Annotated in this window: 15 protein-coding genes; 7 read left to right on the forward strand and 8 right to left on the reverse strand. The window is 40.9% G+C overall.

The genetic code is table 11. From position 1 onward, the window contains the following. Nucleotides 1–240: 240 nt before the first annotated feature. From purL to MF4640_RS11840, 4 genes are all read left to right on the forward strand, one after another. The gene (gene purL / locus MF4640_RS11830) at nucleotides 241–4,077 is read left to right on the forward strand and encodes a phosphoribosylformylglycinamidine synthase (protein WP_078389700.1); all 3,837 of its coding nucleotides are present in this window, start codon (nucleotides 241–243) and stop codon (nucleotides 4,075–4,077) included. Nucleotides 4,078–4,292: 215 nt separating this feature from the next. After that, nucleotides 4,293–4,421 (forward strand): KGW motif small protein, encoded by a 129-nt coding sequence (locus tag MF4640_RS19905; RefSeq protein ID WP_004693854.1) that lies wholly within the window; start codon nucleotides 4,293–4,295, stop codon nucleotides 4,419–4,421. A 124-nt stretch (nucleotides 4,422–4,545) separates the two neighbouring features. Continuing rightward, nucleotides 4,546–5,316: an abortive infection family protein gene (locus MF4640_RS11835; protein WP_078389701.1), complete on the forward strand. Its 771-nt coding sequence runs from the start codon at nucleotides 4,546–4,548 to the stop codon at nucleotides 5,314–5,316. Nucleotides 5,317–5,320: 4 nt separating this feature from the next. Next, nucleotides 5,321–5,632 carry a hypothetical protein gene (locus MF4640_RS11840; protein ID WP_004693851.1) on the forward strand — a complete coding sequence of 104 codons (312 nt, stop codon included), beginning with the start codon at nucleotides 5,321–5,323 and terminating at the stop codon, nucleotides 5,630–5,632. A gap of 247 nt (nucleotides 5,633–5,879) precedes the next feature. Here MF4640_RS11840 and MF4640_RS11845 read toward each other — a convergent pair whose 3' ends face one another. Together MF4640_RS11845 and MF4640_RS11850 are read right to left on the reverse strand one after the other, a co-directional pair. Next, the gene (locus MF4640_RS11845) at nucleotides 5,880–6,635 is read right to left on the reverse strand and encodes a nitroreductase family protein (protein ID WP_004693849.1); all 756 of its coding nucleotides are present in this window, start codon (nucleotides 6,633–6,635) and stop codon (nucleotides 5,880–5,882) included. Between the two features lie 103 nt (nucleotides 6,636–6,738). Beyond that, the gene (locus tag MF4640_RS11850) at nucleotides 6,739–7,539 is read right to left on the reverse strand and encodes an enoyl-CoA hydratase-related protein (RefSeq protein WP_078389702.1); all 801 of its coding nucleotides are present in this window, start codon (nucleotides 7,537–7,539) and stop codon (nucleotides 6,739–6,741) included. Between the two features lie 104 nt (nucleotides 7,540–7,643). Between MF4640_RS11850 and MF4640_RS11855 the strand changes: the two genes are divergently transcribed. Together MF4640_RS11855 and MF4640_RS11860 are read left to right on the forward strand one after the other, a co-directional pair. Next, complete coding sequence (locus tag MF4640_RS11855) at nucleotides 7,644–8,213, forward strand: nicotinate-nicotinamide nucleotide adenylyltransferase (RefSeq protein WP_004980593.1); 570 nt, start codon at nucleotides 7,644–7,646, stop codon at nucleotides 8,211–8,213. A gap of 43 nt (nucleotides 8,214–8,256) precedes the next feature. Continuing rightward, nucleotides 8,257–8,853: a YceI family protein gene (locus MF4640_RS11860; RefSeq protein WP_078389703.1), complete on the forward strand. Its 597-nt coding sequence runs from the start codon at nucleotides 8,257–8,259 to the stop codon at nucleotides 8,851–8,853. 37 nt (nucleotides 8,854–8,890) lie between these two features. Here the strand turns inward: MF4640_RS11860 and MF4640_RS11865 are convergent, their stop codons facing one another. Then, nucleotides 8,891–9,781, reverse strand: a complete 891-nt coding sequence (locus MF4640_RS11865) for a LysR family transcriptional regulator ArgP (protein WP_078389704.1) — start codon at nucleotides 9,779–9,781, stop codon at nucleotides 8,891–8,893. Between the two features lie 119 nt (nucleotides 9,782–9,900). Here MF4640_RS11865 and MF4640_RS11870 point away from each other — a divergent pair, with 119 nt between their 5' ends. Next, nucleotides 9,901–10,500, forward strand: a complete 600-nt coding sequence (locus tag MF4640_RS11870; protein WP_078389705.1) for a LysE/ArgO family amino acid transporter — start codon at nucleotides 9,901–9,903, stop codon at nucleotides 10,498–10,500. Nucleotides 10,501–10,572: 72 nt separating this feature from the next. On the opposite strand, the gene MF4640_RS11875 is transcribed toward MF4640_RS11870, so the two are convergent. The 5 genes from MF4640_RS11875 to queE form a co-directional block, all read right to left on the reverse strand. Beyond that, nucleotides 10,573–11,031, reverse strand: coding sequence for a peroxiredoxin (locus tag MF4640_RS11875; RefSeq protein ID WP_004693838.1), 459 nt, complete (start codon nucleotides 11,029–11,031; stop codon nucleotides 10,573–10,575). 9 nt (nucleotides 11,032–11,040) lie between these two features. Next, the gene (locus MF4640_RS11880; protein WP_078389706.1) at nucleotides 11,041–11,733 is read right to left on the reverse strand and encodes a diphthine--ammonia ligase; all 693 of its coding nucleotides are present in this window, start codon (nucleotides 11,731–11,733) and stop codon (nucleotides 11,041–11,043) included. A gap of 74 nt (nucleotides 11,734–11,807) precedes the next feature. Next, on the reverse strand, nucleotides 11,808–12,215 hold the full coding sequence (locus MF4640_RS11885; RefSeq protein WP_004980581.1) for a hypothetical protein: 408 nt from the start codon (nucleotides 12,213–12,215) through the stop codon (nucleotides 11,808–11,810). A gap of 16 nt (nucleotides 12,216–12,231) precedes the next feature. Further along, entirely contained in the window at nucleotides 12,232–12,900 is a 669-nt protein-coding gene (queC, locus tag MF4640_RS11890; protein WP_078389707.1) for a 7-cyano-7-deazaguanine synthase QueC, read from the reverse strand. Nucleotides 12,901–12,943: 43 nt separating this feature from the next. After that, nucleotides 12,944–13,654 (reverse strand): 7-carboxy-7-deazaguanine synthase QueE, encoded by a 711-nt coding sequence (gene queE, locus MF4640_RS11895; protein WP_004980577.1) that lies wholly within the window; start codon nucleotides 13,652–13,654, stop codon nucleotides 12,944–12,946. Between the last annotated feature and the right edge of the window lie 21 nt (nucleotides 13,655–13,675).

Genomic DNA, 13,675 nt, shown 5'->3' on the forward strand with positions numbered 1-13,675 from the left:
TTTTAGAACTGAATCAAAGCCTAAAAGTCGGGCATCTTTGAAATTTATCCCTTAAAACATTTGTTACTAATCATGTTTGATTTTTAAAGTCAAAGTAAATTGATCTTTTAAAACAAAGAAATCTCACTTTTTTAAGTCGTAGACGACTAGCTGATTGTGGCAATACACAGTAGAATATGCGCTCTCTTCAAGTCACATTGAGGTAGGTTGTCTAGACCTGCCCGTGGAGCCAAAAACAGCATGTTTATCGTTGCCGGTGCACCTGCACACTCTTCTTTTAAGCAAACACAACTTTTAACACGTCTATCGTCTATCAGTTCTGTTCAATCAATAGAAAGCCAATGGGTTTACCTTTTCGACCAAGCGCTCGACGAGCAACAACAGCAATCTGCTTTGCAGCTATTAAATGATGGCGCAACCTTCCAAGTTCGCGAAGCGACAAGTGATGAAGTTCAAGTCCTTGTGACGCCACGTGTAGGCACAATTTCGCCGTGGTCATCAAAGGCAACGGATATTTTTGCCAACTGTAATACCCCGATACACCGCTTAGAACGCGGTGTTTTGTTTACTTTAAAGGGTATTTCTGAAGTATCGGATGCAGTAAAACAAGTTTTACATGACCGTATGACTGAAAGTGTGTTCAATCAAATAGAAGACGCTACTGCATTGTTCTCTGAAACTGCACCAAAGCCTTTAAATGCAATTGACATATTAGGTCAGGGTAAAGACGCTTTAGTGAAGGCGAACTCTGAGTTTGGTTTTGCACTCTCTGATGAAGAAATTGACTATTTAGTTGCTGCTTTTAACAAGCTTGGTCGTAACCCACACGACATCGAACTGATGATGTTTGCTCAGGCAAACTCAGAACACTGTCGTCATAAAATCTTTGGTTCTGAATGGACAATTGATGGTAAAAAACAGCCATTGTCATTGTTCCAAATGATTAAAAACACTTATAAAGAATCACCGACAGATGTATTGTCAGCATATAAAGACAATGCTTCGGTGATCGTTGGTTTTGATACTCAGCGTTTCTATCCAAAGAAAGATGAAGCGACTGGTCACCACGTTTATAAATACAAGAGCCAAGCCGCTCACATCCTGATGAAAGTGGAAACGCATAACCACCCAACAGCGATTGCACCATTTGCTGGTGCTGCGACTGGTTCGGGCGGTGAAATTCGTGATGAAGGCGCAACAGGCCGCGGCGGTAAGCCAAAAGCAGGTTTAACAGGTTTTACTGTTTCTAACTTGAATATTCCGGGCTTTGAACAGCCTTGGGAAGAAAACTACGGCAAGCCGTCACGTATGGCATCTCCGCTGCAAATTATGATTGAAGGCCCATTGGGCGGTGCTGCGTTTAACAACGAATTCGGTCGTCCTGCTTTAAATGGTTACTTCCGTACATTTGAACAAAATGTAAATGGCGACGTAAAAGGCTTCCATAAGCCAATTATGATTGCCGGCGGTTACGGTAACATCCGTCCTGACCACGTTGAAAAAGATGCAATCCAACCAGGCGATCTTTTAATTGTACTTGGCGGTCCTGCAATGCTGATCGGTCTAGGCGGTGGTGCTGCGTCTTCTGTAGACAGCGGTAAGTTGGGTGAAAACCTAGACTTCGCTTCTGTACAACGTGAAAACCCTGAAATGGAACGTCGTTGCCAAGAAGTGATTGATGCATGCTGGCGTATGGAAGACTTCAACCCAATCGTGTCTGTGCATGACGTGGGTGCAGGTGGTGTTTCTAACGCAATGCCTGAGCTTGTGAATGATCACGAACTGGGTGCGATTCTTGATTTGCGTAAGATTCCTTCGCTTGAGCCGGGCATGTCTCCAATGGAGATCTGGTCAAACGAAGCGCAAGAGCGTTATGTGTTGGCGATTCGTCCAAGTTCTTTAGAATTATTTGAATCATTATGTGCCCGTGAACGTTGTCCGTTTGCCGTTTTAGGTGAAGCAACTGAAGCGCGTCAATTGACGGTGAACGACCCATTGTTTGATAACAAAGCCGTGGATATGCCAATGCAAGTCATGCTGGGTGGCACACCTCGTATGAGCCGTTCGTATGAAACGATTGAACGTCAAGGCGACGACTTTGATGCATCTAAAGTTACAGATTTGAAAGATGCGATTTACCGTGTGCTTAAAAATCCAACGGTTGCATCGAAATCATTTTTGATCACCATTGGTGACCGTTCAATTACAGGTATGGTTGCACGTGATCAGTTTGTAGGTCGTTGGCAGGTTCCTGTTGCAGATGCAGCAGTCACTACAACAAGCTTACAAGGTTATACAGGTGAAGCCATGGCGATGGGTGAACGTCCACCTGTTGCCTTGTTAAATCCTGCGGCATCTGCACGTTTATCGGTTGCAGAGTCGATCTCGAATATTATGTCTGCAAAAATCGACCACATCAGTGACATTAAATTGTCTGCAAACTGGATGGCGGCGGCAGGGCAAAAAGGTGAAGACCAAGCTTTATTCGAAGGTGTAAAAGCCATCGGTATGGAAATGTGTCCCGCTTTGGGTATTGCAATTCCAGTCGGTAAAGACTCATTGTCAATGCGTACGACTTGGAATGATGAAGGCGAAGACAAATCGGTGACTTCACCGATGTCAGGTGTAATCACAGCCTTTGCTCCTGTGACTGATGTACGTAAAACCTTAACGCCTGAATTGAAAAATGAAGAATCAGTACTTGTCCGAATTGATCTTTCTAAAGGTCAGTTCCGTCTAGGCGGTTCGATCCTTGCTCAGGTCTATAAAGCGATTGGTTCAGTGACACCAGATGTAGATAGTTTTGATGACTTCAAAGCATTCTTTGCCTTGGTTCAAGACTGGAACAACCGTGGCTTAATTAAGGCTTACCACGACATCGGTGATGGTGGTTTACTTGCAACTGTTGCGGAAATGATGTTTGCAGCACGTCTCGGTGTGGCTTTAGAAGATCAATCAACTGCAAGTTTATTTGCAGAAGAAATTGGTGCAGTGCTTCAAATCAGCGCGTCTGATTGGGCAACACTTGCAGAAGAAGTTGCGGCATCTACATTACGCGATGCAATTGCGGTTATTGGTACGGTAAACAACACCGATCAATTGACTGTAAATGGCTTAGTGCTTGAACGTGCAGATTTGCAAGTGGCTTGGACTGAAGTGTCACACCAGATTCAACGTCTACGTGATAACGTAGAAACAGCGGATCAAGAATTTGCATTGATCACGGACAAATCACATGCAGGTATTATTGCAAAACCTACATTTGATTTGAATGAGCCAATCGAAGCGCCGTACATCAACGAACGTCGTCCAAACATGGTGATCTTACGTGAACAAGGCGTAAACGGTCATGTTGAAATGGCTGCGGCATTCGACAAAGTCGGCTTCAACACTGTAGACGTACACATGAGCGACTTACTTGCAGGTCGTATCAGCCTAGATGACTTTGAAGGTCTTGTGGCATGTGGTGGTTTCTCTTACGGTGACGTCATGGGTGCGGGTGGTGGCTGGGCGAAATCAGTTTTGTTCAACCCAAAACTTCGTGACCAATTTGAAAAATTCTTCAACCGTGACGAAACGTTCTCTCTTGGTATTTGCAACGGCTGCCAAATGTTGTCGCAATTGGCTCCACTGATTCCGGGTGCTGAAGCTTGGCCGCGTTTCCACCGCAACACTTCTGAGATGTTTGAAGCGCGTGCAGTTAACGTTCGTGTTGAAAAATCGAACTCTGTATTGTTGGAAGGTATGGAAGGTTCAATCCTGCCGATCGCAGTTGCACATGGTGAAGGTCGTGTGGTGACAAGCGAAGATAACTTAGCGGCATTAAATGCAGGTAATCAAGTGATCTTGCGTTATGTTGATAGCCAAGGGAACCCAACTCAACACTATCCAATGAACCCGAATGGTTCGCCAGAAGCGATTTCTGGTGTAACTTCGAAAGATGGCCGTGCAACAATTATGATGCCGCACCCTGAACGTAACTTCCGTGCGATTCAGCATTCTTGGAAACCTGAAGATTGGGATCAAGATGGTGCTTGGTTACGCATGTTCCGTAATGCACGTAAGTTCATTGGTTAATTTGAAGTCAGTGTTTTGAAAGCCACCTTCGGGTGGCTTTTTTATTGAATCATCTTTTTAATTTTTTATTTCTCCCGCTGATGTTGGTTTAGATTTTGCTTTTATATTTGTGTGAAAGTGATATTGTGTAATAAATGCACAAATATCATGCACAATAGAAGAAAGATGGATCACTAAACAAATTCAGTATCAACACTCATGTATGAGGTGATGACATGATTAAAACAGTTACATACGAAGCAGTTGATAAGTCTGCGTTGCGTAAAAAAGGATGGAAGTTGTTTGCTGTGATTTTGAGCTTGCAATTGATCTTTTTGATTTTGGGTTATGCATTGCAGATGTGATTTTTGAAAGTTAAAGAACCAACGAAAGGTGGATTTTTATTGATGATAAGATATTCAAAAATATTTATGGCTTTATTTTTATATACTTATAAAATATTTAAAGTTTGAATATTTAAGATTAAAAATGACAGATTTAATAAAAACAGTTTCATTATTACAAGAGTTAATCATCTCTAGAGTCTTAGACAAATTAGAGCAAGGCTCTGACGAAGCATTTATTCAATTGAGAAATGAGCTGATTAAAATTAATAATCTAAAACCTTATCTTCCAACATTAGTGAAAAATTCTAGATCTTTAGATCAGGCGAATGACTATTTAAAAAATACTTTTAATAGTTATGAGGAATGTAAACAACATATCTATGATGATTTTAATGAATTGTTCGATGTCTTGGAAAGTTTAGATACAACTCCATTAGACCATCTAGTGATGAATAAAATTGAAGGTTTAAGTTCTGATTACATTCATCAAATATGGGGTAAAGCTTTAGAAAGACGAAGTACAGATCCCGAAGGGGCAATTACGTTGTCGAGAACATTATTGGAATCTACTTGTAAGCATATATTGGATGACTTCAATGTTGATTATGGAAATAGTCCTGATATTAATCATTTGTACCGTCTATTAAACAAAAAGTTGAACCTATCTCCATCACAACATACAGAGCAAACTTTTAAGCAGATTTTGGGCGGTTGTAGTTCTATTGTTGAGGGATTAGGTGCATTAAGAAATAAAGTTGGTGATGCACATGGACAAGGGCAGAAGAATTTTAAACCATCTTCGAGACATGCAGAATTAGCAGTGAATTTAGCAGGAACCATGTCGGTGTTTCTTTTCTCAACTTGGGATATAAGAGCCGAGTCCGAAAAATTATCAAATTCTCATAAAGAGTAGTTCCATGCTCAAACTTATTTACTATGTTCCCGAATCACATCTTGAATCTACCAAACTTGCGATTTTTGAAGCAGGGGCAGGTGGTATAGGAAACTATGAACACTGTGCATGGCAGGTTTTGGGTACAGGCCAGTTTAAACCTGTAAAAGACGCAAATCCGTTTATAGGTGAGTTGGATGCTTTGGAGAAAATTCCAGAGTGGCGGGTAGAAACCATTGTTCCAGAGGAGAAAGCTGTCACTGTGGTAAAGGCTTTAAAATTAAGTCATCCCTATGAAGAACCAGCTTTTGAGTTTATTCAAATCGTGGATATTTAATCTTAAAAGAAGTTTGTGGCGGAGTCTTAAGGTTTAATATTTAATTGAGACTTTAACCTTCGGTTCGACCTACTTTTCTTTCGGGAAAAGTAGGCAAAACCATTGTCATCAGCAAAACTCGATTGCTTTTATCATATGATTAAATAAGTCGCAGAAACTCTATGATAGGTATTTAGGTTAGCTCGAACAGTTGCTGATGACCTTAACGCGTATCAAACTTTTGCAATCACTATAATTAAGACAGCAGCTAAACCTTCTGAATAAATAACTCACGATCAAAACGGTACTGCGGGAAAAATACACCGTCTTCTGCACGCTCACCTGCACCAATCACCATCACAGGGTATTGTTGATCATTCAGATTTAACAGTTTACGCACCAAAGGCTCATCAAAACCTTCCATCATACAACTATCGAAACCATAGGCACGTAAAGCTAGCACTAGGTTCTCACAAGCTAAAGCTGTAGTTTTACTTGCCCAAAGCTTAGCATCGGCTTGATTAAATGCAGTAACAGGAAGTTGTTTATCAAGTGTACGGGCTACTTTAAATGCAACTTTTTTGAAGTTACCCAATGCATTGAAATAACCTGTTTTATAGTTGTATGGAATAAAGCGGTAATACTTTTGAATCGCTGGTGGTGCTTCGGGAAATGGAAACTCGGTGATATTTAGTTTCGCCATCTCATCAACACGATCTGTTCTAGCGACACATACGATTAATTCGGATGCGGTTTTAGCAGCAAGTTGTCCTAAACACGCTTTAACCAGCTGCTTTTTCTTACTCGGATTTTGCACCACATAGAATGTCCAAGGCTGTAAGTTTGATGAATTGGGTGCAAGCAACGCTAAATCTAAGCATTCATCTAAAATTTCACTTGGAATCGGTTTATCCGTGAACTTACGTACTGAACGACGGCTTTGGATGACTTTCTTAAAATTTTCAACATCGATGTCTTGTGGGGCAGGCTCAAAGTAACGCTTTTTTTCTGTAGTGTTTGACATAAGAAGTTTTCCGAATAGGTTCTTAAATATTTTGGGACGGAAAATAAAAAAACAACTGTGTAATATGAAACACAGTTGTTTTTAGTGATTCAACGATGAACGATTAGTTGAATTGGGTGAAATCAGGTTTACGCTTTTGCATAAATGCTGATACGGCTTCCATCATTTCTGGAGAGCCGACACGATCCATGAAAATTTCAGCTTCATGATCAATCCAAGCCACAATTTCATTTACATTGTGCTTCATTAATGCCTTAGACTGCACTAAAGAGGCTAAAGGTAAAGCAGACAACTGTGCCGCTTTTTTAGCTGCTGCTGCATACACATCATCTTCAATACTATTCACAAGGTTTGCAGTAACTGCAGTTGCACTGTCAAACTTCTGAGCGGTCAGTAGTAATTCAGCAGCTTTGTGATAACCTGCTTGTTCTACCAATAATTTGCTTGAAGCGCCTTCTGGAGATAAGCCAAGGCTGACAAATGGAATTTGGAATAGGGCAGTGTTGTCACTATAAACCAAATCACAATGTAATAAGATCGTTACTCCTATACCAATCGCCACGCCACGTACAGCAGCAATCAATGGCTTAGAAAACTTTGCTGCAGATTTGAGTAAAATAAATGGAGGGCCTTCAGATGCCGGTGCTTGGCCTTTTTGCGCCGCAGATTTCATAAAGTCTTGCATGTCGTTGCCTGCGGTAAAGTCTGCATCTTCACCACGTAGAATCACGGTACGAACGCTATTGTCCTGATCTGCTTCATCTAAAGCTTTTGCAATCCATAAATAAAGTTCGCCATACAACGCATTCTTTGCTTCAGGACGGTGAATGGCTAATGTCAGTACGCCATTGTCTAATTTTGCATTCAAATGTTGATGAGGTTGTTGAATACAGCTCAGTGTCATCGTACTATCCTTGCTAGAAAGTTTGGTTTAATTTTATGGGCTCATTATGTCGCATAATTTTATGATCGACACAACTGACCAGTTCATAAAAAAGTAAAATATTTATGCCATATACATTTGATTATCTCGTATTCATTGGTCGCTTCCAGCCATTTCACTTGGCGCATATGCAAACCATTAAGATTGCTTTAGAGCAAAGTGAAAATGTCATTTTGGCTTTAGGCTCTGCGCAAAATGAACGAAATACGAAAAATCCATTTTTAGCATCTGAACGTGAAGAAATGATTTTATCGAACTTTTCAGAAGCACATCAAAAACGGATTCACTTTGTACATGTAATTGATGTTTATAATGATGTTAAATGGGTGCAATTGGTAAAAAAATTAGTGAATCATGTAGTCACACCTGAGGCGAAGGTTGGACTGATTGGCCATTTTAAAGATGATTCCTCGTATTATTTACAGCTTTTTCCTGAGTGGCAAATGGTTGAGCTTGATAGCCTACAAGATGCGATGTCTGCAACACCTGTTCGTGAAGCTTATTATCGTGGGGAAATTTTAGAGCAGGCGTTTCCATTGGGAACCAGTGATTTTTTACATAAATTCCAACAAAGTGAAATATATAAACAGTTACAACACAAATTTTTAACTCAGGACTTATCCAATTTAGACTAAGGTTCTCAGTCGAATAAAAATATTTCGACGAGGATCGAGTTCCATGGATAGAAAACAACAGACGAAACAGATTGCACGTTATGCGGTCATTAAAAATGCTTTGCTGATTGCAGGTGTTACATTTGCATTCAGCACTCAAGTGCAGGCCCAGTCATGGACATTGACGCCTCAGAGTAATGTAGGTTTTGAAATTAAATCCTTGGGTGTAACCGTTGTAAGAGCTAAGTTTAATCGGGTGCAATCCAGCATGCAGTTTGATGCCAAAGCACCACAGCATGCTTCAACGAACGTTGCCATGGATGTAAATAGCCTAAGCTTGAGCAAACCTTCACTGAAAAATATCATTTTGGGTGAAGATTTGTTTTATGCATCTAAGTACAAAAGCGCTAATTTTAAAAGCACCAGTTTTAAAGACTTGGGTGGTGGTCAATATAATATTGTCGGAAACTTAACACTTCGCGGCATTACCAAGCCAGTTAGCTTTAGCACCACACTAAAACCGAGTGCCAATAATGCCAATCTACTGGATGTTCAGTCCTCTGCCGTGATTAACCAAAGTGACTTTGGCATGAAAAAAGCCATTGGAGGTGTAGGCGAAAAAGTGAATATTCAACTGTCAGGGCAGTGGAAAGTGCAATAGAGGCTTCATATCTTAAAGACCTACATTCAGGGCTTTATTAATTCATCACTGCGTGAGCCTGTTCAATCAAGAGATCTGTTAGCAGATTTAACTGCATCGACTGCTGTTTCCAATGATGCCAATACAAAGGTAAATCAATATTGAGTTGAGGATCTACCTCAACCAATGAGCCATCCTGCAAACGCGGTTTGGCTTGATAATAGGGCAACCAACCGTAGCCGAGTCCCATCGTAACCGCATCAAAAAATGCACTGGAAGATGGAATAAAGTGATGTGGATATTGAGTTGGATTGAGGCCAAACTTTTGTTGGATATACGCGGTGTGGAGTTGGTCTTTTGCATTAAAGATCAGTGCAGGAGCTGTACGTAGAGACTCTCGGTTGACACCTTGTTTAAACCATTGCTGCACAAAAGTTGGCGTGGCGACAAAACGATAGTTCATATCGCCAATGTATTCCGCTACGCAGCCCTTCATGGCTTGGGATTCATCTGTCACGCAGGCATTCACCAAACCGGCTTCAAGTAAGTGGTGGGTTTGCGATTGGTCATCGACCTGAAAATGCACCACGATCTTTTTTTCAATTAATGTCGACTGTAGCAAGGGCAACAGCCATGTCGCTAAGGAGTCGGCATTGGTTGCAATGTTGATTTGATAAAAAGCAGAGGTGTTCATATGACCCGTGAGGTTCTGAAAGAAACTTTGCTCTAACAGTCGGCTATGTTGCAAATAATGCAGCAGTGATTGACCTGACTGTGTGGGTCGGCAGGGTCTTTCCCGCACAATTAATAAATGCCCCAAGCTTTTTTCTAAGCTTTGTACGCGTAAAGTGACGGCTGAAGCAGTAATGCATAGCTGTTCAGCAGCAAGGTCAAAACTTCCTGTTTCTGCCACAGCTAAAAATGCATCGCACTGTTTATGATTCAGCATATCTGGACTCACTTTAAATTAAAAATATTTTAGTTATATTGATATTTTCTAAATAATACTTAATTTAATTAAAAATGAAAGATAATCCTGACATCATCAATTAAGTTGAAAAGTCAAAAATGTTAAGTACATATGTACAAGGGCTTGCAGTCGGGATGAGCCTCATTATTGCTATTGGGGCTCAAAATGCATTCGTGCTTAAACAGGGGCTCAAAAAGCAGTTTGTTTTTTGGGTATGTTTTGTCTGTGCATTGTCGGATTCGATTCTAATTGTCTTGGGCGTTTCTGGTTTTTCAAAAGTGCTTCAGCACTATCCTGAAATTATTCAGTTTTCCAAATGGGCAGGGGCGCTTTTCCTGTTTTGTTATGGATTCCAACATGCACTGCGGGCATTCAAATCACAGCAGGGCTTGGAGGCAAGTTCCATTGAAAAGCATCATCTAATGAATATTGTTTTGCTGTGTTTGGCGCTGACTTGGCTTAATCCGCATGTGTATTTAGATACGGTTATTTTACTGGGTTCAATTTCAACACAGTTTGAGCAACCTGCGTACTTTGCTCTAGGAGCAGTGTGTGCGTCTTGGTTGTTTTTCTTTGCTTTGGGCTATGGGGCTCGTGTGCTTATCCCTATTTTTGCAAATCCGAAAGCGTGGAATGTGCTAGATGCGATCATTGCTCTGGTGATGTGGGGAATCGCCATTTCACTGCTTGTGAAATAAAAGCGTGTGCAAAAAAACTATAAATTAAAAAATCACAAAAAAACAAAGCCCGCATCTGCGGGCTTATATGCATTAAGCTTGTAATGCTTTTAAGTCTTCTAAAACTTGTTCAGCATGTCCCGCAGCTTTTACCTTACGATACTCTTTAACCAACTTACCGTTATGGAAAATAAAAGTTGAGCGCTCAATACCCATCACTTTTTTACCATACATATTTTTTTCTTTAATCACATCAAAGTGTTTACACAGTACTTCTTCTTTGTCGCTAATTAAATTAATGGTTAAAGCCTGCTTTTCTGTAAAATTCTGGTGCGCTTTAACCGAGTCACGTGAAACACCAATGATTGTGGTTTGTAGGGCATCGAACTGATCTTTTAAACATGAAAAACCAACGGCTTGAGTTGTGCAACCAGGCGTTGAATCTTTCGGGTAAAAATACACAATCAGCCACTCAGTCGGCACTTCAGTTAAGTTCACTTCACCCGTTGTGGCTGGAAAGTTCTGATTTGGAAGTTGGATGGTATCAGTCATGTTCTATCCTTAAATATCGCGTTGTTCTAATTCAAGTGGTAAAAAGGCATAATTTTCGTGATACAGAATATCACCTTTAACGACTGAAAGTGGATGTTTGAAAATTGGGCCATCAATCACCGTAGTGTGGAATTCACCCGCTTCACCACAAGGGTCAATACCTCTTGCAACCAGTTCATTGACATATTCAAGACTAAGCACTTGACCTAAGTCTTCAACTGTCATGCCTAAGTTTAAGTTGACCGTAACGATGATGCTTTGAAATCCAAGTCGAATAAACTCATGCACAATGTCTAAACGTGGACGTTGCCACAGCGGCATACATAAACTGAGCTTACTTTTATCACAAACGGATTGATTCCATTCAGCGTGTGCCATTAAATCAATATCACCTGTGACTAAGCTTTCTGCTCCAAGAGCTTGAGCTTTTCGTAACAGTTGAATGAACTGGTTTTCATAGTCTTGCCATGTCGCAGAGGCACTGTAGATGGGAAGTCCAATTGCTTTGGCCTGCGCATGAATAATATCGAGAGACATCCCATGTGAGCGTGACTTCAGACCTTGCTCTTCTAACATGACAATCAACGCAACAGGTTCACCTATTTGCATCGCTTGGTATAAAGCAAGGCTGCTGTCTTTTCCACCACTATATGACGCAACAAATTTGCGATTTTGGGCACGTGTATTCCATTCGGTGAGCATATTCTTAGGTTCTATCTATTTTGAACATATAAAAAAGCCTGCATAGAGCAGGCTTCTCATTCACATTCTGTGAATTATTTTTTCGGAGCAGCTTTCATTGCCTCTTCAGTTAAAGATTTTAATTTACCTGTTAACTGTGGACCGAAACATGTTTGTAAGTCGTTATTTTGCTTTTGTACAAAAGCTAAAGTAGACGGGCTTTTCTTTTGGTTGATCGCACTTTGGATTTCCCATTTTTGTGCATTGGTCAACTTACCATCAGCTTCAACTGCACAAGTACAGTATTTGCTTACTTCTGCTGCGCTAAGCTTTTTGCTTTTTGCAGTTTCTTCTTTACAAACATTAATTAATGCCGATTTTACATTGCTGCTTTTATACGCTTCTTGTAATTTGTTCGATTCAGCAGCATTTGAAGCTGTAGCGAACAATGCAGCTGCAGACACCAATGTAGAAAGCAAAATGTTTGATTTTAAATTTTTCATAAACTGTACCTTGTCGTTACGGTATATAACGCGTTGGGTCTGTTACGCCAGCATCTGCAAAACCTTCTTTACGAAGACGGCAGCTGTCGCATTTCCCACAAGCACGTCCTTGGTCATCTGCTTGGTAGCAAGACACCGTTTGACTATAGTCTACGCCATGTTCTATACCTAAGCGAATAATATTTGCTTTGGATAAATGTAACAGAGGTGTTTCAAATTTAAGAGGTTTTCCTTCAACGCCAACCTTGGTTGCAAGGCGAGCCATGTTGGCAAATGCCTCAACAAATTCAGGTCGACAGTCAGGATACCCTGAATAATCAACAGCATTAATACCAATCACAATGGCTTCGGCATCTAAAACTTCTGCTGCTGCTAGGGCATAAGATAAGAAAATCGTGTTACGTGCTGGAACATAAGTTACAGGAATACCGACTTGTTCATGATCTGGAACATCAATGCTATGGTCTGTTAATGCAGAACCGCCCAAATTACCTAAGTCGATATTAATGACACGATGTTCTACGCCTGCTTTTTTTGTCAGTTCGCGTGCGGCATCGAGCTCAGTGGTTGAGCGTTGACCATACATAAAGCTGAGCGCTTTACAGTCATACTGTGCTTGCGCCCATGCTAAACAAGTTGTTGAGTCTAAACCGCCAGATAACAAAACTATGGCACGAGGGCGCATACAAATTTCTCCAAATATAAATTAAAGATGAATAGGCAATGTATTAGCGACCAGTTTCGTCATTCCAAAGCAACTTGTGGAGTTGGAGTTGGAAGCAAACAGGGAGATGGTCTTCTAATATCCATTGCGCTAAGTCACGTGCAAGTTGAGGTAAACGAGCAGCACCTTTCTCAACGGCAAAAGCAGGAGAGAACCATACTGTGCTGACTTTTTCATTGAGTTTATAGTCTTCAACTTGCTGTTTTGACCACTCATAATCCTCACGGTTACAAATAACAAACTTGATTTGGTCGTGCTGTGTTAAATGGTCGAGATTCGAAAGCAAATTTCGTGCAACTTCACCTGAAGTTGGAGTCTTCAAATCTAATACTTTTGAAACACGTGGGTCAACCTTAGACACATCTAAAGCGCCACTGGTTTCTAAAGAGACTGCACAGCCGAGGTCAGCAAGACGTTGCATTAAAGGCAACGCATTGGGCTGTGCAAGAGGTTCACCACCTGTCACGCAGACATAAGGGGTTTTAAAATCAAGCGTGGTTTGAATAATCTGATCTAAAGATTGGCGTTCGCCACCTTCAAACGAGTAGGTCGTATCGCAGTATGTACAACGTAGTGGACAACCCGTTAAACGAATAAAAACTGTTGGCAGTCCTGAGGTGTTGGCTTCTCCTTGCAAAGAATAAAAGATCTCCGTGATACGTAGACCCGCAGAAGGATCAGAAACAGGGATAGCAGAAGATCGAAGCGTATTCATAGCAAAATTAAACCACAGGTT

The organism is Acinetobacter sp. MF4640, assembly GCF_002018895.1.
Lineage (GTDB): Bacteria > Pseudomonadota > Gammaproteobacteria > Pseudomonadales > Moraxellaceae > Acinetobacter > Acinetobacter johnsonii.

Excerpts from the sequence above, each read along its gene's own strand:
- MF4640_RS11860 (WP_078389703.1), top strand. The coding sequence starts at position 8,257 with ATGGATAGAAAACAACAGACGAAACAGATTGCACGTTATGCGGTCATT.
- MF4640_RS11850 (WP_078389702.1), bottom strand. The coding sequence starts at position 7,539 with ATGACACTGAGCTGTATTCAACAACCTCATCAACATTTGAATGCAAAA.
- MF4640_RS19905 (WP_004693854.1), top strand. The coding sequence starts at position 4,293 with ATGATTAAAACAGTTACATACGAAGCAGTTGATAAGTCTGCGTTGCGT.
- purL (WP_078389700.1), top strand. The coding sequence starts at position 241 with ATGTTTATCGTTGCCGGTGCACCTGCACACTCTTCTTTTAAGCAAACA.
- MF4640_RS11870 (WP_078389705.1), top strand. The coding sequence starts at position 9,901 with ATGTTAAGTACATATGTACAAGGGCTTGCAGTCGGGATGAGCCTCATT.
- queE (WP_004980577.1), bottom strand. The coding sequence starts at position 13,654 with ATGAATACGCTTCGATCTTCTGCTATCCCTGTTTCTGATCCTTCTGCG.
- MF4640_RS11875 (WP_004693838.1), bottom strand. The coding sequence starts at position 11,031 with ATGACTGATACCATCCAACTTCCAAATCAGAACTTTCCAGCCACAACG.
- queC (WP_078389707.1), bottom strand. The coding sequence starts at position 12,900 with ATGCGCCCTCGTGCCATAGTTTTGTTATCTGGCGGTTTAGACTCAACA.
- MF4640_RS11880 (WP_078389706.1), bottom strand. The coding sequence starts at position 11,733 with ATGCTCACCGAATGGAATACACGTGCCCAAAATCGCAAATTTGTTGCG.
- MF4640_RS11835 (WP_078389701.1), top strand. The coding sequence starts at position 4,546 with ATGACAGATTTAATAAAAACAGTTTCATTATTACAAGAGTTAATCATC.
- MF4640_RS11845 (WP_004693849.1), bottom strand. The coding sequence starts at position 6,635 with ATGTCAAACACTACAGAAAAAAAGCGTTACTTTGAGCCTGCCCCACAA.
- MF4640_RS11865 (WP_078389704.1), bottom strand. The coding sequence starts at position 9,781 with ATGCTGAATCATAAACAGTGCGATGCATTTTTAGCTGTGGCAGAAACA.
- MF4640_RS11855 (WP_004980593.1), top strand. The coding sequence starts at position 7,644 with ATGCCATATACATTTGATTATCTCGTATTCATTGGTCGCTTCCAGCCA.
- MF4640_RS11885 (WP_004980581.1), bottom strand. The coding sequence starts at position 12,215 with ATGAAAAATTTAAAATCAAACATTTTGCTTTCTACATTGGTGTCTGCA.
- MF4640_RS11840 (WP_004693851.1), top strand. The coding sequence starts at position 5,321 with ATGCTCAAACTTATTTACTATGTTCCCGAATCACATCTTGAATCTACC.